This window comes from Robbsia andropogonis (assembly GCF_000970345.1).
Taxonomy (GTDB): domain Bacteria; phylum Pseudomonadota; class Gammaproteobacteria; order Burkholderiales; family Burkholderiaceae; genus Robbsia; species Robbsia andropogonis.
The window spans coordinates 329,955-356,012 of the sequence record NZ_LAQU01000001.1 but is presented as its reverse complement, the minus strand read 5'-3'; the positions used below and the strand labels follow the sequence as shown (position 1 = coordinate 356,012).

Annotated in this window: 11 protein-coding genes; 7 read left to right on the top strand and 4 right to left on the bottom strand. The window is 62.0% G+C overall.

Annotated elements, in window-relative coordinates:
* Nucleotides 1-13 precede the first annotated feature (13 nt).
* The gene (locus tag WM40_RS01540; protein ID WP_046151921.1) at nucleotides 14-2,428 is read right to left on the bottom strand and encodes a xanthine dehydrogenase family protein molybdopterin-binding subunit; all 2,415 of its coding nucleotides are present in this window, start codon (nucleotides 2,426-2,428) and stop codon (nucleotides 14-16) included.
* Between WM40_RS01540 and nadC the strand changes: the two genes are divergently transcribed.
* The gene (nadC, locus tag WM40_RS01535) at nucleotides 2,427-3,530 is read left to right on the top strand and encodes a carboxylating nicotinate-nucleotide diphosphorylase (protein WP_236693334.1); all 1,104 of its coding nucleotides are present in this window, start codon (nucleotides 2,427-2,429) and stop codon (nucleotides 3,528-3,530) included. The genes WM40_RS01540 and nadC overlap by 2 nt on opposite strands.
* A gap of 18 nt (nucleotides 3,531-3,548) precedes the next feature.
* A complete protein-coding gene (locus WM40_RS01530) occupies nucleotides 3,549-4,316 on the top strand; it encodes an L-threonylcarbamoyladenylate synthase type 1 TsaC (RefSeq protein ID WP_081765206.1) in 768 nt (255 codons plus the stop codon).
* A gap of 76 nt (nucleotides 4,317-4,392) precedes the next feature.
* On the opposite strand, the gene WM40_RS27585 is transcribed toward WM40_RS01530, so the two are convergent.
* Together WM40_RS27585 and WM40_RS29860 are read right to left on the bottom strand one after the other, a co-directional pair.
* A complete protein-coding gene (locus WM40_RS27585; RefSeq protein ID WP_024905813.1) occupies nucleotides 4,393-5,175 on the bottom strand; it encodes a TetR/AcrR family transcriptional regulator in 783 nt (260 codons plus the stop codon).
* Nucleotides 5,176-5,343: 168 nt separating this feature from the next.
* Nucleotides 5,344-5,568, bottom strand: coding sequence for a hypothetical protein (locus tag WM40_RS29860; RefSeq protein WP_157685230.1), 225 nt, complete (start codon nucleotides 5,566-5,568; stop codon nucleotides 5,344-5,346).
* Between WM40_RS29860 and WM40_RS01520 the strand changes: the two genes are divergently transcribed.
* Nucleotides 5,546-6,586, top strand: coding sequence for a DMT family transporter (locus tag WM40_RS01520; protein ID WP_046151920.1), 1,041 nt, complete (start codon nucleotides 5,546-5,548; stop codon nucleotides 6,584-6,586). The genes WM40_RS29860 and WM40_RS01520 overlap by 23 nt on opposite strands.
* Here WM40_RS01520 and WM40_RS01515 read toward each other — a convergent pair.
* Nucleotides 6,583-7,284, bottom strand: coding sequence for a histidine phosphatase family protein (locus tag WM40_RS01515; RefSeq protein ID WP_081765208.1), 702 nt, complete (start codon nucleotides 7,282-7,284; stop codon nucleotides 6,583-6,585). The genes WM40_RS01520 and WM40_RS01515 overlap by 4 nt on opposite strands.
* Before the next feature lie 100 nt (nucleotides 7,285-7,384).
* Here WM40_RS01515 and WM40_RS01510 point away from each other — a divergent pair, with 100 nt between their 5' ends.
* The 4 genes from WM40_RS01510 to WM40_RS01495 all read left to right on the top strand — a co-directional run bounded on the left by WM40_RS01510 (nucleotide 7,385) and on the right by WM40_RS01495 (nucleotide 25,950).
* Complete coding sequence (locus WM40_RS01510; protein ID WP_046151919.1) at nucleotides 7,385-11,500, top strand: exodeoxyribonuclease V subunit gamma; 4,116 nt, start codon at nucleotides 7,385-7,387, stop codon at nucleotides 11,498-11,500.
* Between the two features lie 59 nt (nucleotides 11,501-11,559).
* Nucleotides 11,560-15,693 (top strand): UvrD-helicase domain-containing protein, encoded by a 4,134-nt coding sequence (locus tag WM40_RS30860; RefSeq protein WP_413783792.1) that lies wholly within the window; start codon nucleotides 11,560-11,562, stop codon nucleotides 15,691-15,693.
* Entirely contained in the window at nucleotides 15,690-18,674 is a 2,985-nt protein-coding gene (locus WM40_RS31030) for an AAA family ATPase (protein ID WP_052738116.1), read from the top strand. Before WM40_RS30860 ends, WM40_RS31030 begins: the two co-directional genes overlap by 4 nt.
* A gap of 499 nt (nucleotides 18,675-19,173) precedes the next feature.
* Entirely contained in the window at nucleotides 19,174-25,950 is a 6,777-nt protein-coding gene (locus WM40_RS01495) for a two-partner secretion domain-containing protein (RefSeq protein ID WP_046151918.1), read from the top strand.
* Nucleotides 25,951-26,058 lie beyond the last annotated feature (108 nt).

The window sequence follows — 26,058 nt, the reverse complement described above, 5'->3', positions numbered from 1 at the left end:
CTCGATTATGGTTTCAACGTTGACCGGCCCCAAGCAGCGATGCGCCCGTCGCGCGACGAGCCGCGCCGTTTCCTTCGCGTGGCGCGGCATCGAGCCGCGCCAGCACCCGTTCCGGTGTGAAGGGGGGCGCGCGGAAACGTACGCCCGTGGCGTCGAACAGCGCATTGGCAAGGGCGGCAGGACCGGGAACCGATGCCGATTCGCCCGCGCCCAGCGGCGGCTCACCGGGCCGGTCCATCAAAACGACGTCGATCTCGGGCACCTGCTCGAATGTCAGTAAGGGATAGCTGCCCCATTCCCGTGCGGCGGCCCGGCCATCGGCAAAGCGTACCTGTTCGAGCAGCGTCCGGCTCAGCGTCTGAATCACGTTGCCCTCCACTTGATGCCGCACGCCCTCCGGATTAATCATCAACCCGGCATCATGACCGACGACCACGCGCGAGATACGGATCTCGCCGGTGTCTGGCGACACATGTAAATCGACGTGCCAGGCCGCCCACGCCGCGCCGAAGCCCGGGAAGCGGCTATGGACGTAACGCGCGTAGGAAAGCCCGCGTCCATGCAGCCAGCGCGCGGGCTGGATCGAAGCCGATGTGGCAGCCGGGACCGATGTATCGCCACGATCTCGCGCCGCCATTTCCTGACCACCGGGACGCCAGCCAGCCTGCCATCCCGCGCGGGTTGCCACCGCACGCAACACATCCTGGGCGCGCGAATCCTGGTGGAGATGCCGCAGGCGGAAAGCAAGCGGATCCACCCCCGCATGCCATGCCAGTTCGTCGATCATTGCGTCGTGCGCAAACGCGTTGGGCAGCGCCGAGACGCCGCGCAACCAGGCCGAGCGCACCAGCGGCGCCAGATCCTCGCAGATGAAACGACGGTGTGGGCTCACATAGGGAGAGACGAGCGTACGATCTCCCATCTCGAATACCCGGGGGGTGGCGGCCACCACGCCGGTCAGCAGGGCCGGCAGCAATGGCGCGTCGTTCGATGGGTAGCGCGTGGTCAGACCGTAGGCCAGCAAGGTGCCGTCGGCGGCAACACTGCCGCGCGCCTGCATCGTTTGCGCGGCACCTTTGGGTTCCCAGAGATGCTCGTCGGCACGGGACCATTGGACGCGCACCGGCGCGTCGACCGCCCGCGACAGGAGCAGCGCATCGCCGGTGACGTCGTCGGCGCCGTTGCGTCCATAGCAACCTGACGCTTCCATTCGAATGACCTCGATGTCGGCCTCGGTCGCGCCGATCAATTGCGCGAGATCATGCCGCAAGGTCTGCGGATTCTGCGTCCCGGACCAGACTGTCGACCGGCCATCCGCGCGGTAGTGCGCCAGCGCGCACGATGGCCCGATGGACGCATGCAACTGAAACGGCCAACTGTACAGCCGATGCAGCGTGACGCCTCCCCGGGCGACGTTATCCGCTTCGGCGCGGTCGATATCGCCTTCGTCGAGCAGCAGTCGATGCCTTGCCGGGGCCGCGAGGATGGCGCGGGCAGCGCCTTCGGTGTCCTCCAATGCGTCGCCGCCGATGGCGTCATCGTGCGGCGCCTGCATCGGTTGCCATTCGACCCGAAGGTGCCGCGCCGCCAGGATCGCCTGCTCCTCGCGCTCGGCAACCACGCCGACGAAATCGCCGAGGACGACCACGGCGCGCAGTCCCGGCAAACCAGCAAGCGAGGCGTCGTCGACGTGCAACAGCGATGTCCCCACGAAGGCGCCACAATCGTGCCCTGAATAAGGCGGCCTGATCACGCGTCCGTGCAACATGCCGGGCACCCGCATGTCGTGGACGAACGTCAGTGCCCCACGCGCTTTTGCCGGCAAGTCGAGGCGTGGCTGTGCGGTCCCGACCACGCGGTAGTCGGCAACCGGCTTCAACGCCACCGTGTCGTCGAGGCGCAGCGTCAGATGCAGTCGCTGCCTTGCCAGCAACGTGCCATAGCCAACCACACGGCCATCGGGCGCAATCACCTGGCCGGCATCGGTACACCAGCCGTCGGGGCGGGTCGCGGGTTGCGTGACGGGGGGCGGCGGGTAGCCGAAATGCGCATGGGCCAGTGCGAGCAATGCGGCGCGGGCCTGTGCCGCGGCCATCCGTAGTGGCACCGCGCTGATCTGAATGGATGCGCTGGCGATCGTCGGTCCCTGGTTCGGCGTCTGATCGGCATCGCCGAGCACCATCGTCACCGCCGTCGTGCAGACGTCCAATTCTTCGGCGACGATCTGTGCAAGCGCGGTACGAATACCCGTGCCCAGGTCGACATGGCCGTTGAAGGCGTGGATCGATGCCTGCGCCTCGCCGGGCGTGGTTGTCACGGCGATAAAGAGTTCCGGCTCGTTCGGTACGAACTGCGAGCCACTGCCAGGCTGGCCGGGTGCGGGCCTTGCCGGTACCGCGGGCGCTCTGACGATGCACAGGGCACCCATGCGCGAGAGCAGGGCGGTCCTGGATGGTGGTGGAGACGCTGCGCCGATCCCATCTGCAGGCAGTGCGCTGTCGGGCTTACCATGTAAAGGCGTGGTCTGGCATGAAGCGCGCTTTGGCGACGCATGGGTGTCGGATGCGGACGAGGAAACGCGGGGCAATGCGGTCATCAGGGCCGTCCTCGGTTCGGATGCGCGAGAACGGCTATCATGGCAAAAAATTATTCCGGCCGCCCGCGCCGGCTTCATGGCTTTGCAACGGACGATTCGCATGTACGACATTTTCCAGACCGAGCGCCTGATCGCGCTTTGGCTGACCGAGGATATCGGTCATGGTGACCTCACCGCGCAGTTGATGATCGAGCCCGACGAGACCGGTAGTTTCGTCATGAACGCGCGTGAGCCGCTCATCGTGGCGGGGATCGATATTGCCGCGCGCGTGTTCCGTAGTTATGACCCGGCGTTGACGTTGGCGGTGCGTGTGCGGGATGGCGAGAAGGTCCCCGCCGGCGCCGTGCTGATGACCGTCTCCGGCAACGCGCGCAGCGTGCTGACCGTCGAACGCACCGCGCTGAATGTGATTCAGCATTTGTCCGGGATCGCCAACACCACCGCCCAATATGTCGCGGCGTTGGCGGGCACGAACGCGCGTCTGATCGATACGCGCAAGACCACGCCGGGCTTGCGGATGTTGGAAAAGCACGCGGTGGTGTGTGGTGGCGGCCTGAATCATCGGCTGGGGCTCGATAACGGCGTCATGATCAAGGATAACCATATTGCTGTTTGCGGCAGCATTGCCGAAGCAGTCCGCCGGGCGCGACGCCAACTGCCGGTGCTGACGAAACTCGAAGTCGAATGCGACCGGCTGGAACAGGTGCGCGAGGCGCTGGCATCGGAGGTCGACTTGATCATGCTCGACAACATGTCGCTCGACGACATGCGCGCGGCTGTTGCATTGGTCGACGGGCGCACGAAGCTCGAGGCGTCGGGCGGCATCAACCTGACGACGATCGGTGACGTTGCCCGGACCGGTGTCGACTACATTTCCACGAGCAAACTCACCCAGGCCGCGTCGAGCGTCGATATCGGCCTGGATGAGGCCTGAACGCAGCGGGAGGCGATGATGACGGATCACCACATCCCGGGCGAATCGCGCGGGGGAGAGCATGCCGATTTACCCATCGACGCCGGACGTCCGGTGCGCTATGGTTGGGGCGGGGCAGGACGCCGCAAGGGTGACAGGGGCGTGGAGGCTGCCGCGGTGCCGGGACAGGATGTGCCGCCCGCCGCCGATGCTAATCTCGCAGGCAACGCCGTTGCGCCGCTGCGCTCACTGCGGGATGCGGGGCAGGCACTCCGCGACGGCGACGTTCTTGCGTATCCCACCGAGGGCGTTTTCGGCCTGGGCGCCGACCCGTTCAATGCCGCCGCGGTGGCGCGGATATTTACACTGAAACAGCGACCACCCACGGTTGGGGTGCTGTTGATCGCATCGCGGATCGAGCAGGTGCTCCCGTTGATCGACCTGTCCGCGCTAGACGCGGCAACACGTGCGCGCGTCTGGGCGGAGGTAAATGATACGTGGCCGGGTCCGATGACGTGGGTCTTTCCGCGCGCGAGTGTGATTCCAGAGTGGGTGACAGGCGGGCACGCCGGCATTGCGCTGCGGGTAACCGCACATCCCCCGGCCGCTGCTTTATGCGATGCCTTTGGTGGTGCATTGGTCTCCACGAGCGCCAACCTCCACGGGCAGCCGCCGGCCCGGGACACGGCCACGCTGCTGGACTATTTCGGTACGCGTTTGGACGGTTTTGTCGACGCCCCCCTCGGGACGCAGGAAGGTGCCACGCCGATTCGCGACGCGCTGACCGGCGCTTGGCTGCGGCAATGATTCAGGGATTGGGACGATGGCGGTAGCGGCGGGCGACATTCCCCGTTTCACCCTCGCCATCGGGCGCCGTGTCTGCTCAGGTCCCCCAGCTAGGAAACGGGGACGGAGGCGACACGGGAGAGGCGGGCATCAAGACCATCCGCTCGCCAAGGATGGTCAGCGTGGGGGAGCCCTTCAAAATCGATAACGTATCTCGCGCCAGCCCGATCACCGTTTCCTCGCGCGCATCGTGATGCAGCACGCATTCGATAACGGTGCCGAATTGCACCAGCATGTCCAGCGCCGTCACGTTCGGCGTTTTCATCAAGTCGATCAGCATGGTGACCAGATTCTGATTCGCAACGGTGCCGGGAAACGCGTTAAAAAAGATCCGTGCGCGCCAGACGGCATCGTCCGGCGGCATATGCCTTGCGCTGGCGGATAAAGCGGCATCCACTCTATCGCTGACATGATGGAACGCCGATTTCATCGCCTCACGGACGATCGTTGCCGGATCGGACGAAAAACGTAATACAAACGATAGTAGGTGGTCCGCCGCATTCGGCGTTGTCAGCATCATGAGCATCGGCAGTAAGACGGCACCGAGCACATGGGTGGGCCGGATCTGCGCGCCATATTGCGCTTCCACCATATCCAGCAACACCAGTCTGTCCTGATGCAATGGTGTGACGCGTCGTTTCAGCATCTCTGCGGTCAGTACTTCTTTTGTACCGAAATGGTAGTTGACCGATGCAAGGTTGACCGACGCCCGTTCCGTGATCGTGCGTAAAGTCAAGCCTTCAACGCCTTGTGTGGCATAGACCTGCTCACAGGCGTCCAGGATGCGGTTCCTTGTCGCCGTCGCGTCCCGCCCTTGCATATGGAATCTCCATAATCCGTACCGATCTGGGGGTTGGACACCAAGATGGCGATATGTGAGCGGATTTCACATCGCCATGGACGACATCTCGTTTTACGCGCCAACCAGGTTCTCTTAGAGTATCGCGCAACGACGATAAAGTAACGTGCAATTTCTGATAACGGCGATTCAGGACAAACGATCGACTAAAAACAAGGCGCATGCTAATCCGTTCGCAGGAAGGCCTTGTTGTGGTGTTGTCTTATCACCCAAGCCTGTTTTTATAGTGGTTGGATTGGTCGCGATGCCCAACGTGGGGTATTGCCATACCCGCACATCCTCTTTTTGAAATACCGGGTTGCCACGCGCGACCCATTGGAATAGTGACGTAATGACAACGCGAATGTTTGGCATGCTGATTTTCCTGGCGGCGCTCTGGGGTGCTTCGTTCCTGTTTATCCGGATTGGAGCAGGGCCGTTTGGACCGGTGCCGCTGATGGCGATGCGCGTGACGATCGCAGCCGCTTGCCTGATCGCGTTCATGCTCGTGAAGCAGCGGACAAGGAGGGCTGCGGCGCCATCGATCGGCAGGTCCGACGGGCCGTTGGCGGAGTCGCAGGCGGCGCCCGTCTTGCCGATCGTGCCGCCCATGCCGCTCGGGTCCGCTGCCCGCCAGGCCGCTCCGAGCGGTTTTGCTGCAATGCGGGGCCACTGGCCGGCGTTGATCGTTGTCGGACTGTTGAATCAGGCGTTGCCATTCTGCCTGTTCGCGTATGCGGAATTGACGCTGTCCGCAGGCGTGACATCGGTCATTAACGCGACCACCCCCTTATGGGCGGCGTTAGTGGCGTTCGTCTGGCTCGGCGATCGACTCGGACGCCTGCGCGCGGTGGGGATGTTGCTCGGGCTCGCGGGCGTCGTCGTGCTTGTGTGGCCGGACCTGACGGGGGCGATGGGGCAGGCGTCGAACCCGTTGGCGCCGCTTGCCGTATTGGCCGCGACGCTGTGCTACGGCATTGCGGCGAACTTCACGAAGCGGCATCTCACCGGCGTCAACTCCTTGGCGGTCGCGAGTGGCAGCATGCTGGTGGCGGCCATTGCCTTGTTGCCGCTGGCATGGTTATGGTGGCCCCTGGCCCCGATCCCGCCGGAGGCCTGGATCGCGGTGGCGCTGCTGGGCCTTTTTTGCACGGCTTTCGCCTACGGGCTGTATTTCGCGCTGATCGCGAGCGCCGGACCGGCGCGCGCCGTATCGGTCACCTTCCTGATCCCGGTGTTCGGGTTGCTCTGGGGCGCGATATTCCTGAAGGAAGCGCTGACGTCTCTGACGCTGCTGGGCACGGGCATCGTGCTGGTCGGCACCATTCTGGCCAGCGGCATTGGCGGCAAGCGACCGCTGCAACCCGCCAGGAGTGTCTCAGTACGGGGTTAAAGGCTCGCGCGCCAATTCCAGCGCCGAATCGCCGGGGTTTCCCTGTCAAAGCCCAGCACGCTGATGGTCGCCGTGTCGAGTGTCAGATGGCGGCCCAGGCGGGCGTCGCCTATCCAGGTGCCGGCCAGTACCCGCAGGAAATGGCCATGCGAGAACACCGCGATCCGCGGTCGGTCCGACTGGTTGCGGGTGCTTGACAAGGCGGCACGCAGCCCATCCGCCGTGCGATGCGCACGCACGGCGATGTCGTGCAGACTTTCGCCATCGGGCATCGGCGACTCCCAGACAGCCCAGTCGGGCTCGCTGCGCCGGATATCCGCCGTGGTACGGCCCTCGTAGATGCCGTAATCCCATTCTTGTACATCGGGTTGCGCGAGGCATTCCCGTGCTGCCGCGCCGTTTGGCCCGAGAATGCCGGAGAGCATGCAGGTCTCGCGAGCGCGGGAAAGGGGGCTGTACCAGACCGCCTGGAAATCCACATCGGCAAGTGCGGGCCGGAGTGCCATGGCCTGCTCGCGACCGGTCTCGGTCAAGGGCACGTCGGTACGGCCTGTATGCTGTCCCGACTTGCTCCAGGCGGTCTCGCCGTGGCGGATCAACCAGATTTCCGCATGCGAGGGGATGACGGCGTCCGGGGTCGTGCGGAGGTTGTCTCCTTCGACCTCGGAAGGGAAACGGGTGACGGAAGGAATCGACATGAGCGTTTCGTCGTCCAGGGAGGGTAGTGGGGGCATGGCGTCGTGCACCATTAGCTTAGAATAGCGGTTTCGCACGCAGTTGTCCGACCCCGTTCCCGCAATGCGACCTCCTTTTCTGCGTCCTGGCTTCATGGTCATTCATGGCAATCAGCCGGACGCGTTGCGCGCATTGCTGGTGCAATGGATCACACGCCATCCGCTGGGGCCATTGGAAACCGAGGTCGTGCTGGTTCAGAGCAACGGTATTGCGCAATGGCTGAAGCTCGCGCTTGCGCAGGATGCGGACGCGGCGGCGGGGAGCGGCGGTTGCGGCATTGCGGCCGCGCTGGATGCGCAACTGCCATCGCGGTTTCTCTGGCAGGTTTATCGTGCCGTACTGGGTGAGGATGCGGTGCCTCGCACCTCGCCGTTTGATAAGGCGCTGATGACCTGGCGGTTGATGCGATTGCTGCCGACGCTGCTCGAGGATCCGACGTTCGTGCCCTTGCGCCGCTTTCTGGCGCGCGATGCCGATATGCGTAAGCGGTATCAACTGGCCGAGCGGCTGGCGGATCTGTTCGATCAATATCAGGTGTACAGGGCGGATTGGCTGGAGGGGTGGGCCAATGGTCGTGACGATATCCAGACCAGCCGACAAGGCACCCAGCCGATTGCCGCGTCGCTTGCCTGGCAACCGCGTTTGTGGCGCGCCTTGCTGGAGGACGTCGGGCGCGATCATCGTGATGATCGCGAAGCGGAAGAAAGCGGCAACGAGGGCGACGCGCGCGCGCGTTCGAGCCGGGCGGAAATTCATCGACGCTTCCTGACGCGAATCGCGCACATGCGCGCGTCCGTGGCGCGTCGCGTGCGCGGCACCACGGACGCGCGTGACGCGGCTTCGTTGGACGCCGATGTGTCCGATGCCGCCGATACCATCGATTGGAACGCCATCCCCGATGAGGTGTTGCAACCCGCCGTGGACGCCACGCGCGCGAGGATGCTGCCGCGCCGCCTGATCGTCTTTGGTATTTCTTCGCTACCGCAGCAGGCCTTGGAGGTCTTGTCGGCCATCGCGCCCTGGACTCAGGTGCTGTTGTGTGTTCATAACCCGTGTCGCCATTACTGGGCCGATATCATCGCGGACAAGGATCTGCTGCGCGCCACGCGGGCGCGACAGTCGCGTAAATCGAGCATGCCGGCGATATTGGACGACACGCAGCTGCATCAGCATGCGCACCCCTTGCTCGCCGCCTGGGGCAAGCAAGGCCGGGATTTCATCGGCCTGCTGGACCAGCACGACGATGCGCAGTCCTACTCGGCGCGCTTCGCCGATATCGATCGTCGCATCGACCTGTTCGAATCGTACGGCGAGACCACGCTGCTGCAACAGTTGCAGGACGACATTCTGGCATTGCGGCCGCTCGGCGAGACACGGGAACGATGGCCAGCGGTGGACCCGGACGAAGATGCATCGATCCGATTCCATCGCACCCATAGCACGCAGCGTGAAGTGGAAGTGCTGCATGATCAACTGCTGGCGGCCTTCGCCGACGACCCCACGCTGCAGCCACGTGACGTGATCGTGATGGTGCCCGATATCGATCACTACGCGCCGCATGTGCAGGCGGTTTTCGGCTTGACGGTCACCCGCGATCCGCGCCACGTCCCCTACCAGCTGGCGGATCAGGGTGCCTTGCGGCACGACCCCTTGCTCGGCGCGGTGGAGATGCTGCTGGGGTTGCCGCAGTCCCGGCTGGCGCTCAGCGATGTGCTCGATCTCCTCGACGTTCCCGCGTTGCGCGCCCGCTTTGGCATTGCCGAGGGCGACCTGCCGCTGCTGCGCCGATGGATGGTGGGCGCGAATATCCGCTGGGGACTGGATGCCGCGCAGCGAGAAGATGTCGCATGGCCGGATAGCGACGATGCGGAGTCGGCGGAGGGTCGCGGCAACCTACCCGACCTCAATGCCGGACGCGTGGGCGTGCCGGAGCAGAACAGCTGGCTATTCGGCTTGCGTCGGATGTTGCTGGGCTATGCGGTTGGCAGTGACGCCGCGTGGCGCGGGATCGAACCGCTGGACGAGATCGGCGGCCTGGACGCGGCGCTGCTCGGACCGCTGACGCATTTGCTGGACACGCTGCACCGGTATTGGCGCCTGCTGCGCGACACGGTGTCGCCCTCGGACTGGGGCGTGCGATTGCGTGGTTTGCTGGCGGATTGTTTCGACGTCGATGCGTTGGCCGGCGTCGGCGCAGGGAACGGAAAAGGCACCGACGGTCGCAATGGCGCGTGGACCAGCGGCGAGATCGAAAGCCGCGATGGGTTGACGTTGCTGCGGCTGGACGCGACCTTGCAGTCCTGGCTGGATGCCTGTGCCGAATCGCGGATGACGGATGCCATCCCGCTATCGGTCGTGCGCGAGCATTGGCTGGCGCAGATGGAGCAGCGTGGATTGTCGCAACCCTTCTTTGCCGGTGCCGTGACGTTCGCCACGCTGATGCCGATGCGTGCGATTCCTTTTCGCATGGTCTGCCTGCTCGGCATGAACGATGGCGACTATCCGCGCACCCGCGTGCCCATGGACTTTGATCTGATGGCCGCCGATTACCGGCCTGGTGACCGCTCACGTCGAGAGGATGATCGATATCTGTTCCTGGAAGCGGTATTGTCCGCGCGCGACAGGCTGCATATCAGCTGGGTGGGCCGCAGCATTCATGACAATTCGGAACGGCCGACGTCGGTGCTGGTAGCGCAACTGCGCGATCACCTTGCCGCGGGATGGCGCCTGGCCCGCCAGGATGACGATGGGGCCGCGCCGGCGTCGACCGCGTTGTTGTCGGTGGGCCACGATGATGCGCTGCTGTCGGCGCTGACGGTGGATCATCGGATGCAGCCGTTCAATCGCGCGTACTTCGCCGATACCGGGGACCCGCGCTTGTTCAGCTTCGCACGTGAGTGGCGGGACGGCCTGGTCGCGCAAGCCGAGGCACGCCGGCAACGCACGATCAACTCGGTGCCGGTTGCGGCGACAGGGTTGGCCAGCGTGTCGCGGCAATCGTCACCGTTGCCGCCCATCGCGTGGGACGGCGAGTTGACGGTGCATCACCTCGTGGATTTCCTGCGCAACCCGGTTCGTGCGTTTTTCCGCACGCGATTGAAGGTGACGTTCGAGACCGATGATCCGATCGGCGAGGACCAGGAACCCTTCGTCGTGGATGGACTGCAGACCTGGGCCTTGCAAGACGAGTTGATTCGCCGTCGTGGCGCGGTGCAGCGCGCGTTGCTGTCAGGCGATGCGCATGGCGCAGTAGACGGGAACGCGGCACACCACGTTGCCGCTGATCAAGCCGCCATCGCCGCGACGCTCCACGCCGTCGTCGATGCGCAGCTGCGGCGCTTCGCGCGGCGTGGCGCGTTACCGGTCGGCGCCTTTGGCGATGCCGCGGTGGCGGCGCTGCGCGAACCACTCGTGCCGCTTTTCGCGCAATACGATGGCCTGCTCGCCACCTGGCCGTATCGGCTGCCCGACGAAGCATTGGACTATCGATATCCGATTGATGCGGTGGATGGCGACGCCGACGCGCGCCAGGTACTCGATTGGATTACCGGCTTGCGCGGTGCCGACGACGGCGCGCGGGCGCGCATTGTCACCAGCAGCAGCGCACTGATTTCAACCACGCAAAGTTATCGGCGTGACCGGGCGATTCCGCATTGGGTGGAGCATCTTGCCGCGCATATCAGCGGCGGCCCCTTGACGACATGGGTGCTCAGCAAGAAAGGCGAAATGCAGTTCGCACCGATAGCGGACGCCGACGCATTGGCGTTCTGGCAAGCGCTGCTTCGTGCGTGGGAGATCGGCATGCGGGCGCCATTGCCGTTGGCGATCCGTGCCGGGTTCACCTGGCTCGAGCGCGGCGGGGCACGGGCGGGTCACCTTTCCGACGGCGATGATATCCGGCCCGGCGCGGCGCAGGCGTCCGCCGTCCCCGATGCCGTCGTGCCAGACGTCGATCCGGGCGGCCCCGGCAGCGACGCATGGGAAGCAGCCCGCGCCGTCTACGAGGACGGCGCGTCGACGACCCCGGCGGAACGCGACGAGAACCCCTACCTGGGGCGAGCGTTTCCGACGTTTGCGTCGTTGTGGGCGCATGGCGATGCCGCGTATTGGACGCGTACCTTGCTGGAACCGATTTATCACGCGCTGCCGCGCAAGCATCGAACAAAGGGGGAGCGGTGACGCACGGGCCTTTCATCGACGCTGATGTTCCTACGGACGACGGCATGCCAGGGGACAGAATGCCTGGCATTGTCGATCCCTTGTCGTTTCCGTTACGCGGAAGCCGCCTTATCGAGGCAAGTGCGGGGACCGGCAAGACGTTCACGATCGCCGCGTTGTATCTGCGTCTTGTCCTGGGGCTGGGGACGGCGCGGGCACTGTCGCCGCCCGAGATTCTCGTCGTCACTTTCACGGATGCCGCCACCAAGGAACTGCGTGACCGCATTCGCGCGCGCTTGAGCGAGGCGGCCGCGTTGTTTCAGGCGGTGGCAACGCAGTGGGACAGTACGACAGCCGGATTGCACGATGGTGACGTCGGCGTGGAGGACGTCGAAGCGGCGGTACAGGACGCCGCGTTGCGTGGCGATCTGTTGTTTCGACTGTTGGCGATGATGCCTCCGGATCAATGGGGCGCGGCGGCGCACAAGTTACGCATTGCCGCCGAATGGATGGATGAAGCGGCGGTATCGACCATTCACGGCTGGTGCTATCGAATGTTGCGTGAACACGCATTCGACAGCGACAGTTTGTTTGCGCAGCGCCTGGAGACCGACCAGCGCGACCTGCTTGCCGAGGTGATCCGCGATTATTGGCGGACGTTCCTCTATCCCGTCGATGATGCAGGTGCGGCCGCGATCCTCGGATGGTGGTCCGGCCCTGATGATCCGCCGACGGGGCCGCTGCTCGGCAAGCCTTCCCTGTATGCGCAGGTCACGCGGTTGTTGGCGCATGTTGGCGTATTGCCGCCCGGCGAGATCCCCGTGGACGCGATTGCAACGGCGCGCGCCGCGGCACAGGTGCGATTCGATGCCTTGCGCGCGCCATGGGCGGCATGGGTCGATGAGCTCGCGGTGCTGCTCGATGACGCGTGCGCGGCCAAGCGCGTGGACGGGCGTAAGATCCAGGCACGCTATTACAAGCCCTGGCTGGAGATCTTGCGAAACTGGGCCGCGCAGGAAGCGCCCGCACCGTTGCTGCTTCCTGATGCCGCATGGAATCGCCTCTCGGAGGCGGGGTTGGCGGAAGGATGGAAGGTCGGCGAGCCGCCTGACCATCCGGCGTTATCGGCGTTGCCGTTGTTACGGCAGGCATTGGCCGCATTGCCTGATGCGCGCGATACCATTTTGCGACATGCGGTGCATTGGGTGGCCGGACGTTTTGCGCTGGAGCAGGAGCGGCGCGCGCAGATGGGCTTCGACGACCTGTTGCGCCGTCTCGATGCCGCCCTCCAGGGCAACAATGGTCAGCGTCTGGCCGCGTTGATCCGACGCCAGTTCCCGGTCGCGATGATCGATGAGTTTCAGGATACCGATCCGCTGCAGTATCGAATTTTCGATGCGGTGTATCGGGTGCGTGGAGCCGACACCGATGCCGGAAGTGAAGCTGAATTGGAATGCGCAGTCGAGGGTTCACGTGACGAAGACGGTAGCGCGCATGCGTCTTCCAACGGGGCGGTAGAGGCGGATGCGGTGCCGTCCGGCGCACCGGTCCATGCACTGATTCTGATTGGCGATCCGAAGCAGGCGATTTACGCGTTTCGGGGTGCGGACATCCACACCTACTTGCTGGCGCGCGAGGCGACGGCTGGCAGGCATTACACGCTGGGAACCAATTATCGATCGACGCTATCGATGGTGGCGGCCGTCAATCACTGTTTCGAACAAGCTGAAATCCGCCCTGAAGGCAGAGGCGCCTTTCTGTTCCGCGCGGCTACGGACGTGTTGGCGGCGCATGCCGGCGTAACGCGTAATCCGCTGCCGTTCTTGCCGGTGGACGCCTCTGGCCGGAATCGGGCATGGTGGGTCGACGGGGAAAGGTCGGCGGCCCTGACGGCCTGGTGGACCGATAGCGACAACGGCATCGCGCTGCCGCGCAACGCTTACCAGCATCGCTTTGCGCACGCATGCGCCGCGCATATCGTGCATCTGCTTGCCTTGGGCAAGCAGCATCGCGCCGGGTTCCGCGACGCCTCCGGTCATGTGACCCCGGTACAGCCCGCCGACATCGCCATACTGGTCAATACCGGTGCCGAAGCCCGTGCCATCAAACAGGCATTGCAGGCGCGAGGTATCCGCTCCGTGTATCTCTCGGATCGGGAATCGGTTTTCGCGAGCGAGGCCGCGGATGATGTGCAACGCTGGCTTGCCGCCTGTGCGACACCGGATGACGACCGCTTGCTGCGTACCGCGTTGGCTTCCCCGATACTGGGGTTGGATTGGAGCGACCTCGATCGGTTGAATTCGGACGAAGCCGTCTGGGAAGCGCATGTGACGCAATTCCGCGAATACCGTCGATCATGGCAACGCCAGGGTGTGCTGCCGATGTTGCATCGCTTGTTGCATGATTTTGGCGTGCCGGGCCGTCTGCTGGCGGCGAACCTCGAACGTGCCCTGACCGATGTGCTGCATCTTGCCGAACTGCTGCAACAAGCCAGTAGCGTGCTGGATGGCGAACACGCCTTGATTCGGCACCTGGCCGAACAACGGCGTGATGCCGGTAGCCAGGACGATGCACGCAAGCTACGCCTGGAAAGCGATGCGGAACGGGTCAAGGTCGTCACCGTACACAAGTCGAAAGGGCTTGAGTATCCGTTGGTGTTCCTGCCGTTCGCCAGTGCCTATCGCGCGGTGAAGGACAGTGATGTTCCACTGATCTGGCACGATGCGCGGCACCAGACGCACGTGCGCTTGCGCGGCGACGCCGATGCGGTGCGCCGTGTGGATGACGAACGGCTGGGTGAAGACCTGCGCAAGCTGTACGTGGCATTGACGCGTGCCCAGTATGCGACGTGGATCGGTGTGGCGCCGTTGGCGGACTTGCATCGCGGTGCGCTAGGCTATTTACTGCACGGTGGCCAGCCGATTCCGCCGGGCGATATTGCCGCGGTGCTCGAGCGTTTCCGCGGCGGCTGCGGCGATATCGCGGTGACCGCGTTGCCGACCACTGATGTGACGTCGTCCCTGGACGACAGGGCGGATGTAGCACTGCATGTGGCCGAGGCCGCGCACGCGGACGGGCAGGAACTCGCGGCATTGGCGCCGGAACGGGCACCGCCCGCCGTTCCGCGAGAGACCTGGTGGATTGCGAGCTATACGGCGCTTGCCGCGATGGCGCAGGGTTCGCGTGTGCAGATGGCGCCGCCCTTGGAAAGCGCGCACGAGGCCCTGTACGCCGAGGAGGTGGACGATGCCTTCTTCGCCACGAGCGACGAACTGGGTACGGATGCATTGAATACCTCTCCGCCGTCCCCGCTCGATGCCATGCATGCTTTTCCGCGCGGTCCCGGACCGGGTAGTTTTCTGCATGGTCTACTGGAATGGGCTGGTGAAGAAGGATTCGATCGTGTGGTGACAGGCGACAGCCTGCGCGACGAGATTGCGCGCCGTTGCCAGGTGCGAGGATGGGATGTCTGGATCGCGCCGCTTACCCAATGGCTGCAAGACTGGCTTGCCACGCCGCTTCCGCTGCCGATTGCAGTGGGGAAGCCGGTTGAGGGCGACGTAGGCGATGCAGTCGACGAGGAATCGACTCATCGGGACAGTCCCGCCGCCACGTTGAAATCGGCGGAGCGCGTTTCAACGGTCTCGTACGGCCCGTCATTGGCTGACTTGCATGGCTATCAAGTGGAAATGGAGTTCTGGTTCAGTCTTCACGACGTGTCAGCTCCGCTGCTCGACCAGATCGTACGGCGCCACACGCCCGAGGATGCGCCGCGTGCGCGACTGACCCCGCATCATATGAATGGGATGTTAAAGGGGTTTATCGACCTGGTGTTTGAATATCAGGGGCGCTACTACGTCGTGGATTACAAGTCGAACTGGCTGGGGGACGATGCGCGTGCCTACACGAGGCAGGCCATGGCGGAAGCGGTGGCGGCAAAACGGTACGATTTGCAATACGCCCTGTATGTGTTCGCATTGCACCGCCTGCTGCGCGCGCGATTACCGGATTACGACTACGACACCCATGTTGGCGGCGCGCTCTATCTTTTCTTGCGCGGTGGCCGGGCTGCAACGCATGGCGTCTATCATGCGTGCCTGCCACGCGCGATGATCGACGAGATGGAGGCGTTGTTCACCGCCTCGCCATCACAGGTACAAGATGTCGCTGGCGCACCGACCGATTTCGACGGCATGTCGGAGGGGGGGCGATGAGCGGCGTGCGCGATAGCGACAAGAAGGGCCGGACGACGCGTAAGCCGACGCATCAAGGCGATGCGCGCGCGCGGGACGATGTTCAAGCGCAGGCGCAAATGGCGTTCACATTCGCCCAGGAGCCGGATCTCGGCCTAGCCATGGCACCGTCGAGCGCGACCGCCGAACCGAAATCGATCACCCCACCGAAGCCCGCCTCCGAACCGCAACCGATTATTGAACCGGAGCCCCCCAGCGAGCGAGACGCTGACGTGCCGCCGAACGTGCTCGTCTTATCGGGCGCGGAGATGCTGGTGATCCTTCGTGACTGGGCGCGACGCGGTTGGCTGCGGGAGTTGGACCGTGCCTTTGCCGCCTTTCTCATGGAGCAGGTGCCCGCCGCGCCGGCGTTGCTGCTGCTGGGCGCGGCGCTGGCCAGTCACCAGCTCGGGCGAGGCCATGTTTGCGTGACGCTGGCCGATACCTTGCACGATCCGCGTTTTGCCTTGTCCTTGCCTCCCGAGGAAAGCGCCGCGTTTCAGGCGTCCGGTGCCGTGCTCGCTTCATCGGATGGCACGTCCTGGGGCGGGCCACCAATGCGTGGCGCACCATTCAACCATGTGGCCGATGACGCGCGTGCGCTGGATACTTTCGCGCGGCGCGTTGCGGAACGAGCGGTAACGCCGGAAGTGCTGCTGAATGGTATCGACGTCGCGGTCTGGCGTTCGGCCCTGCTCGTGCCGGGCCTGGTCACACGCGTTGCGACATCGACGATGCCCGCCATGTCGCATGTCGCATCGGCAATGGCATTTTTCGATCCGCCACCCGACGCGGCTTCGCCACTCGTTCTGGTGGAGACGGACGAGGGCGATGCGCGTTTGTATCTACGTCGGTATTGGCGGTACGAGCAAGCGGTCCGCACCGCCATCTTCCAGCGGGTCGCCGCGCCCACATCGCGAACCGGCGCAGCGACCGACGGCACCTTGCGTGCGTTGTTGAACTGTCTTTTCCCTCCGTCCGGACGCTTGCCCACGGACGTCACCGATTGGCAAAAACTGGCGTGTGCATTGATGACGCGTCAGCGTTTCGGGGTCATCACCGGCGGTCCCGGGACCGGCAAGACGACAACGGTCGTTCGTCTGCTCGCGTTACTGCAATGTCTCGCCCTGTCGGATGGCGGCGCATCCGGCGTTCCTCCAGCGCAGACGGCGGATGCATCGATGGCGACCCGTCATGGCACGGCCGATGGCCCGCATCGCCGCGGCCGTGCCTTGCGCATACGCCTTGCCGCGCCCACCGGCAAGGCGGCGGCGCGCCTCAACGACGCCATTTCCCGCGCGGTGGCATCGCTACCGTTGTGCGACCTTGCCGCGCTATTGCCCCCCACGACGCACGGCGAGGGTGCGTCATTCCCGGCGCACGTCGATATCGCCACTGCCGCCCATCCCGATTCGACCAACGCCATCGTGGCGCGCTTGCGGGCCGCGATACCCACCGAGGTGACCACGTTGCATCGGTTGCTGGGGAGCCGCCCCGACAGCCGACGTTTCAGACATGATGCCGATACGCCGCTGGCGCTGGACGTATTGGTCATCGACGAAGCGTCGATGGTCGATCTCGAAATGATGGCCGCCGTGCTTGCTGCATTGCCGACGGGTGCGCGGTTGATTCTGCTAGGGGACAAGGATCAATTGGCCTCGGTTGAGGCCGGCGCGGTGCTCGGCGAACTGTGTGCACGCGCGCAGCAAGGTCATTACACGCCCGAGACTTGCGCATGGATTGCCTCCGCGACGGGCGCATCGATCGATGCGTCGTTGCGCGATCCCGACGGCGCCCCGCTGGATCAAGCCATCGCGATGCTCCGGCATAGCCATCGCTTCACGGCGGACAGTGGTATTGGTCGCCTGGCCCACGCCGTGAACGAGGGAGATGCTCGCGCGCTGCGCGAGATCCGCGCGACACCGTATCCGGATCTTGCATACGTCGCGCTGTCACCGGCGTCCGACGTGGATGCAACGGTTTTCAGGAATCTCGTGATCCATGGCGGGGTCTCGGATGCCGATGTGTCGACGAACGGCACGCTGGCGTCGGCGGCGGATACGCCAGCGTCGCGGTCCGGCTATGCGCGTTACCTGCGCGTATTACGGGAGCAAGCCCCGCACGGGGCGTTAACCGCCGACGGCACGGCACCAGGCGTGGCAGTGCCAATACCCGATGCGCGCCATGGTCTGCACTCAGGGACATCCGCATTCGGGGAGGCGCGCCATGATCGGGTAACGTCGTCGCATCCGTTCAATGTCGTGCGCGATGATTACGACAACTGGGCGCGCGCCGTGTTGGACGCCTACGGTGGTTTTCAAATGCTTTGCGCGCTGCGGCGGGGCGAATGGGGCGTCGATGGTTTGAACGATCGCATTGCAAGGACGCTGCATGAAGCGGGTTTGATTGCGTTGCCATCGATGCGTCAAGTTCGCGCGCCTACGCCGTGGTACGTTGGACGTCCGGTACTGGTGACACGCAACGATTACGGGCTGGGGCTGATGAACGGCGACATTGGCATGACGTTGATCGGGCCGCCCTCCGATCCGGCGAACGTCATATCGACAGTCGATGACACGGGAGCAACCATCAAGGCAGGCACGCCCCCGTTTGCCGCGCAGACGGGCATGTACGAGCGTGCCGGGCAGGGATTGAGTCGATTACGTGTGGCTTTTCTTGCAAGCGATGGCAGTCGCGCGGTCAAGTGGGTGCTTCCCAGCCGATTGCAGGCGGTGGAAACGGTGTTTGCCATGACCGTACATAAATCCCAGGGCTCGGAGTTTGCCCATGCGGCCCTTGTCCTGCCGCCCCGGATGAATCCGATCCTGACCCGTGAATTGGTGTACACCGGCATGACGCGCGCCCGACAATGGCTCACATTGGCCAGCGCCGCCCGTGACGACCATGTGTTGATGCAGTCCATCGAGCGGCGTGTGCTCCGCGCGAGCGGCTTGATGCGCTAAAACCATTCGCCAAGCTGTCGTTGCAACGATTTTGCGTTGCCTTTTGAAGGCACGGCTGGTATTGGCGTTCCTATCTAGCGGCGTATCCTATCGCCGTCGTGATGCGGTGCGAAGTTGCGTCACGGAAAAAGCAGTCATGCTGTCTTCAACGTCGCTTAGCCGGCATTCCAATCGTAGAATCCGCCATTGCATTAAGACCTTATTGCCATGCCTCATTTGGCATTACGTGGAGGCGTATAGGCAATAACTAGTCGAATCTTCTGCTTTTATCGTACGGCGATGGGCGCGACACGGAAAGACGTCATTAATTAGGATGACGATGTATTTGCGTGATGAAATTTATCGATAGGGTGGTGTTGTTTTAAAGCGCATGACTTCGCAAAATGGTTGCAATAGAAGTCGAAAAGTTGATTGGTTGGTTACGAAAAAAGAGATTTACACAATGCCAGATGGAACGCTCGTTTATAAGAGAAGGGATGTTTGGTTCGTACGACGCCATATGAAAATAGTGATATGCGCACTATTTTCAACCTTATCGTGTCAAGCTCTCGCGCAGATCACGGCGGACCCCACCCACGGGCCGATCCCGAACGTTGTTAGCACGCACAACGGCCTGCCGCAGGTCGATATCGTTGCGCCTTCTCCCGCGGGCGTATCTCACAATCACTATTCACAATTCGATATCGGTGAGCGCGGCGCTATTCTGAATAACGCACCATACGGGGCGAACACCCAATTAGGCGGTGAAATTCTCGGCAACCCGGCGCTGCTTGGCCGATCCGCGACGCTTATCATCAATGAAGTGCATGCCAATGCGCCTTCGCATTTGCGTGGTTTTCTTGAAATAGCGGGGCAGCGCGCGGATCTCATCATCGCGAACCCGAACGGCATCATGGTCGATGGTGGCGGTTTCATCAATACGTCGCAGGCGTGGTTGAGCACTGGCGTGCCGCGTTATTCAGCGGGTGGGTTGGTCGACGGCCTGCGCGTTGATGACGGGACGATCACGGTGTCCGGAAAGGGGCTTGATGCGCGCCAAACTGACGGGGTGGCACTGCTGGCCCGTGCGACGCAGATCAACGCCGCAATACATGCAAACGAATTGACGATTGCAACAGGCCAAAATGATATCGACTATCAAGGGATGCGGGTAACGCCGAAGCCGCGGGCAGGCGATGACCACGGTATGCCCCCATGCACGGCGTCATCACCGGGCGCGCGCAAGGGCGTCGCGATCGATGTCGCAAATCTGGGTGGCATGTATGCAAATGCAATCACCTTGACGGGAACAGAGGATGGGATGGGCATGCGGGTGGCGGAGGGCGGCAAGTTGTCGGCCGGTCGCACACTGGCGTTGAACATCGAAGGCCACCTCGAATGGGATGGCCCTCATCGGGACGGCCCCGGGGGCCATGCTTCGGCAGCGCCGCATCTGGTGGCCGACGGCGAGGCGGAAACGCTTACGTTCAAGGCACGGTCCGCCGACATCCGTGCGGGTCTGCTCGCGGGGAAAGACATCGACATACAGGCGGACCAGGTTGCCTATGGCGGGTGGGCCGAAGCGGGAAACCAGTTGCACATCCAGGCCGGCGAAGCGAACGTCGCGGGAAACCTTCGGGCCACCGATGCGGTGGTGGAGGCCATTGACCGCATCACGCTTACCGGCGTGGCACACGCGGATGCGGGGGTGCGGTTCGCCGCCAATCACGTCGTGCAGCGGGGACAACTGCGCGCGCCCAATGTCACGATCAATAGTGCTAAAACGGTCCTTCACGAAGGAGATACCACGGCGAACACGTTTTGGGTGAGCGGTGGTGACGTTGATATGGCAGGGAACGTCACGGCACGAAATGCGCTGACAGTCAATGCACGCGGTCCCTTGCGCTTGCGTGGTACGTCCAGGGCACGGGGGCCCGTTACCTTCGAGGGGAGCGGAGTTGACTGTACGGTCGCACGGACGTATTCGGGTGACGTGCTGACGATCAAGGCACGCGGCGAGGATATTGTCCATGATGACGCCGTGTCTATCGGTAGGCAGCTAGCCATGGAATCCCCTGGGACGGTGTTCAATCGCCGTGGCCAGATCGAGGCAAGGGATGATCAAGCCTCTGCGGATAATGCGCATGGTCCTGCGTCAGCAAAACATGATGCCTCCGGAGGCGTGTCAATAAAGACCAAGACGCTGACAAATGCGGCCGGTGATATCCGTGGCCGGGACGTTGACATTGCCGTTGCGGATTACAAAGGCGGCGATGGCATGGCCTTTGGATCGAAGCAAATCCGGATCGTGGGCGGCAGTACTTTCTCCCTTGATGCAAATGGCAGTATTGGCGGGCAAGGCGCGGTTGAAATCGTGGCCGACGATATACAGAACGCAGGTACGCTCTCTGGCGGGTCTGTGCTGATAACCGCCGCGAACCAGCTTGGGAATAGCGGGAAAATACGTGGCGTCGACGTGTCATTACTGACAAGAAGCAAACTATTCAACATCGGAGGCGAGGTTGTTGGCAACAATGTCAATATTCTTGCGGCTGACCTTTTAGTGGCGGACGGGTCGCTCGATGGACGACGTAGTCTTACCATCGAAGCAGACAAAGGGGTGTCGCTATTAAAAACGGGTCATATAGGCGGCGACGGTTGGGTTGATATCAAAGCGCGGCGTCTTGATAATGCGGGAGAAATCAACGGATCAGACGTTGCCATCGATGTTGGCGAAAGCGGCGTGCTGTCCAACCAGGGCGGCAAGATTGTGACCAAGGAACAACCCGTCGCTGCCACGCCGGGTGCCAATGGTTGGGTGGGCAGTGAAACCGTATCCTTAAACGCAGGGCGTGTGGATAACAGTGCCGGCGGGGAAATCGGCGGCCGCAATATCGATATCGCGGCGGATATCTATGACGGCGGCAATGGCACGATTGCCGCGACGAATGACGTCGTCATCAAGACCGTTGGTACGGTATCACTCGACAGCGGCGGCGTGATCGACGGCAACCGTCATGTTGAGATTAGCGGCAGCGGTATCGTCAACGGTGGGAAAATCAGCGGGCAGCATGTCGCGTTGCAAGCAAAAAATGCCATTACCTCCGAGCGTGGTGGGCGGATTGCGGGAGGCCAAGTCGATGTTCACGCTAAGACCGTAACGGTGCCCGGTGGTGCGATCGAGGGCACAAGGCAGGTCATGGTGAATGCTGACCATCTTGTAGCGTTGGAGGTCGACGGATTTATCGGGAGCCACGGCGCGGTCGATATCAATGCGGAGGAAATCCGCAACGCGGGGGAAATATTCGGGCAGGAAGTGTCGTTGTTTGGAACGAAACATATAGTGAATCAAGGTAGATTGATCAACGCCGGTCCTGATCCGCTGAAACCCGAAGGCTCGATCTCTATCCAGACACCGCTTTTGCATAATCCAGGTGGCCGCATCACGGCCAAGGATATAGCGATTCACGTCGATGAATATCAAAGCGGAAACGGCATTGTTCTCGGCACGCACCAGGTAAAGATACTAGGGAAAAAACGGGTATCTCTCGATGAACATGGTTATGTCAAGAGTGCCGGTCATCTCGCTATTGACGTACCCGAGATTCTAAACCGTGGCGAAATCAGGGCGGCGTCCGCAGACCTTCGCGCGACAGACATGCTGTCTAACGAAGATGGCATTCTTGGAATCCACGCCGCCGGCAGCGCCATGGGCGAAGGCGCCTCGCTGGACAGCAATGGTCGTGCACGGATTGAAACGTCTTTACTGAAAAACCATCGTGGTCAGATAACGGCGCATGACATCGAGATTGATGCCACGAAAGTCCAAGGCGATGGCGGTGTCATTGTAGCGAGCGGCGACGCCCGTATCACCAGCCTTGAAACGGTGGCGCTCGCTTCGGGGGGGTATATCGGAGCCGATGGGCAGGTAGCAATAGATGCCCGTGATATCTGGAATGCCGGAGAGATTTCTGCGTCCAATTTGCATCTCACCGCAAAAAACAGACTTTTGAACGCGGGTGGATTGGTCAAGATCGAACCGATCTTGACGCACGCGTCGTGGGAGAAAGAAGGGTCATGCCTTCAGGCGCGTGAATTGGATAATCGAGGCGGAAAAATACAATCTCGGTCGCCGGATTCGATACGGGTTGTCGCTGACGCCCTGGACAACCAGGATGGTGAGATATCTCATCGCACGACGCATCTCGCCGCGCATCGCCTCGATCCCATGCTCGCTTTCGATATCGGCACGGTTCGTGGCGTTGGTAAGGTTGCCGCGGATTTTGACGTTGCGTTGCATGTGAAGGACCCGTTGCGGCTATCGGAGCGCGACGTTGTTGACGCTGGCGGAAAGCTGGATATCGCGCTCGATAACGGCATGTCGCATGCGGGCACGATGCAGAGTCGATCGGACATGACGTTAGCCAGCAAGCAGGATATCGTGCAAGAGGCTTCGGGGGCGATGGAGTCGGGTGGTTTGCTGGACATTCGCACAGACGCCGCGATTCGTAACGTCGGCCGGATGCATGGTGCAAAGGGCCTGACCGCTCGTGCCAATGCATCACTGGAGAACCGCGAAAAAGGATCGATCGACAGCGATGGCGATATCGGACTGACGACAAATTACTTGCATAACGATGCGACGATTCGTTCATCCATAGGTAAGTTGGACGTAAGCGCGAACCATGTAAAAAACACTGGTTTGATGGATGCCGAAGCGGTAAGCGTAACGGCGTTGGATATAGAGAATCACGCTGGATTGTTTGGTGGAAACGTCACGCTGAAAGCCGATTGGATCAAGCAGTCGGGTAACCAGGCGCGGATCGTTGCACGGGACAATGTTGCACTCTGGGTTCGGGATCATCTTTATAACGCCGACCGGGCACGGATATACAGCGGGGCGTCAGTGATGATTGGCGGGGAGGCGTTTGCTAACGTTGAAGCCTCGCGTACTGCAACGAAGACGCAATTGGTCGAGAACGTGGACGCCGAGATTGTTGCGATGCGCGATATGGGTGTGGCTGCGCAGACGTTGCGTAATGTCAATAGTCGCCCTGGACGCATTGAAGAGCGCACTGAAACCACGACAACGCGACTGCGGCCTTTACCGTGGTTTCATCGTACCGATCCAACTGAATCCGGTACCCCATGGCACAACGCCAATACAAACCAGTTCGATGTCTATTTCGTCCGGCCAGAGGACATTCTGTCCACGCATCACGTTGTCACGCCGGACGGGATAGACCTCGATCGCGTGGTGATACGGACGCACGGTAATGACTCGGCTTTCAGGCTCATCGAGGGTGGGACGAGCTATCACGATAAAGTCCAGCATCGATTCGAAGAACGGCTGGACGTTAGCGCAGGTACGCGAGAGGTTTTTATTCATCGTCGCGAAGACAATGTCGAAAACCCGGACCATGTTCTTGGCGCACCCGTCTTCGGGCCGAATGGCCGCAGGCCTGCGGAAAATATGCATGGCGCAATCCAGTTTGACAAGGCTGCTCGGGGGGCAGCCACGGGTTGGGTGAGGCTGGACGCGGAATCAGACTATCGAGATCCGATACTTGATCTCGTGACCACACAACGGAAAAGCAGGGAATCGCGCTATCCGATCGAGATATGTCGCGATGCTAAAACGACGGTTACGCGCCAGGTACATGTTCCTGATTCTCAAGCCACACCTGCGCGTATCGCTTCCGGTGGGGCAGTGCACATGGCAATGGGTGAGCGCCTTGAAAATCTCCATGGCGAGATTACGAGCGCTGGTGACTTGCAAATCAATGGTCGACTGCGATCGGGAGATGGCACGGATCCCGGCGGAGATGCGGGCGGCGGCGCGACAATTGAAAATAGCGGAACGCGGCTAACGCAACGGACCACTTTCGACATCACGTCATCTTATGGGCGTGCGCTTGGATCTTTTGCTGACAAGGAGACGCAGGCTGATCGAGAAAAACAGATAAAGGAACAAGTGCATTGGAAAGCGCCACCTCGAAGTGCCGTGATTGGTCACGTCGGAGGTGTCATACGTGGCGGCGCAATGGCTGCTGTCGGTGTTGGCGAGGTATTCAGCGTCGCCCAACCGATCGCCCAACCGATCGAAAAATCCTGTCGCGCATCGGATGCTCATTCAAGCAACTTCGCCCCCCCCAGTGGCCATCGGTTTGTTGCAGGAAATGAAAGTACGCTAGTACATGACGAAGCACACCGGTTTTCACAGAAACCGGAGAATCTCGGCGGGAACCTTGATCTCAGCACCATCGTCGGTAAGACGGGCCGACCACTGTCGGACTTCACTTCGACTCCGCACGATCTCGCTGGCGATGTACAACCGAAAAGTGCTGGAACGACTCCGAATCTCGTTTGGCAAAATGTCTTTGCCGATAACACCACGGCGGCGCGCAGCAACGGGGAGAGCGACTCTGCTGCAGAAACCCCAACACTGACCTCGCCAAGTGCAATACCGACCGGTGCGTCGCCACCCAATGCATCGGGCTTTGCGCAAGACCCGCATGCCAAACGGCCTCACAACGTGGAGTGGGAGGTCGATCTGACTGACCTTGAGTCAGGTGGCGGTGTGTCTGATTGGTTAGGCATCGCACCGCGCCAAGGTGTGCACATTCTCCACCCGGCGCTGGACGCTCGATATCTCATTGAAACGGATGCGCGCTTTACGAGCCGCACTGCATTGACCGCCTCGGAATATTACCGACGAAAAATACTGAAGACAGTTGTTGCATCGGTGGAGGACGATGAAGGTTTTTCGTCGAGCGAATACGTGCTGCGGGCGCTTGGAGAAGATCCGCGACTATACAAACGCTTAGGCGATGCGCAATACGAACTGAATCTTGTTGTTCGGCAGATGCTGGCGGTAAACGGAATGGTACGTCGCGCGGATGACGCTGACGCCTACGCGGGCTATCGCGCGTTGATGGATTCCGGGGTCGCGCAGGCTGCGGCGTTGGGTCTTCGCGTGGGGCAACCATTGACCGAGGCCCAGATATCAGCGTTATCCGAGGATATCGTTTGGATGGTGAACAAGCGGGTCCGCCTGGCCGACGGTAGCGAACAGACGGTGCTGGTACCTCGGGTCTACCTGGTCCGTCCGGAAAGTGATGACGCAGGCATCGCGTTCACGGAACGTATGTCGCCGGTGCATGCTGTCAACATCGAAAATTGGGACGGCACGCTGGGAGCAAAAAACGCATATACGTTTCACAAAGCGTCGTTGACTGAGAAACTATTTCACCGTGAGTCGACGAACGCGCATCCTGTGGCGAGGCTTGCCAATTAAGTCTCAATCGTTCGTTGTGCATTTAAACGGCAGGATTGTTCGTCGTGTCGCTTTGATGTTGCAATTGAGGGGTTTCGGTATTTCAATTCAGGCCCTTTTATAATGATA

Excerpts from the sequence above, each read along its gene's own strand:
- WM40_RS29860 (WP_157685230.1), bottom strand. The coding sequence starts at position 5,568 with ATGCCAAACATTCGCGTTGTCATTACGTCACTATTCCAATGGGTCGCG.
- WM40_RS01540 (WP_046151921.1), bottom strand. The coding sequence starts at position 2,428 with ATGGGTGCCCTGTGCATCGTCAGAGCGCCCGCGGTACCGGCAAGGCCC.
- nadC (WP_236693334.1), top strand. The coding sequence starts at position 2,427 with ATGCGCGAGAGCAGGGCGGTCCTGGATGGTGGTGGAGACGCTGCGCCG.
- WM40_RS01510 (WP_046151919.1), top strand. The coding sequence starts at position 7,385 with ATGCGACCTCCTTTTCTGCGTCCTGGCTTCATGGTCATTCATGGCAAT.
- WM40_RS27585 (WP_024905813.1), bottom strand. The coding sequence starts at position 5,175 with ATGCAAGGGCGGGACGCGACGGCGACAAGGAACCGCATCCTGGACGCC.
- WM40_RS01530 (WP_081765206.1), top strand. The coding sequence starts at position 3,549 with ATGACGGATCACCACATCCCGGGCGAATCGCGCGGGGGAGAGCATGCC.
- WM40_RS01515 (WP_081765208.1), bottom strand. The coding sequence starts at position 7,284 with ATGTCGATTCCTTCCGTCACCCGTTTCCCTTCCGAGGTCGAAGGAGAC.
- WM40_RS30860 (WP_413783792.1), top strand. The coding sequence starts at position 11,560 with ATGCCTGGCATTGTCGATCCCTTGTCGTTTCCGTTACGCGGAAGCCGC.
- WM40_RS31030 (WP_052738116.1), top strand. The coding sequence starts at position 15,690 with ATGAGCGGCGTGCGCGATAGCGACAAGAAGGGCCGGACGACGCGTAAG.
- WM40_RS01495 (WP_046151918.1), top strand. The coding sequence starts at position 19,174 with ATGAAAATAGTGATATGCGCACTATTTTCAACCTTATCGTGTCAAGCT.
- WM40_RS01520 (WP_046151920.1), top strand. The coding sequence starts at position 5,546 with ATGACAACGCGAATGTTTGGCATGCTGATTTTCCTGGCGGCGCTCTGG.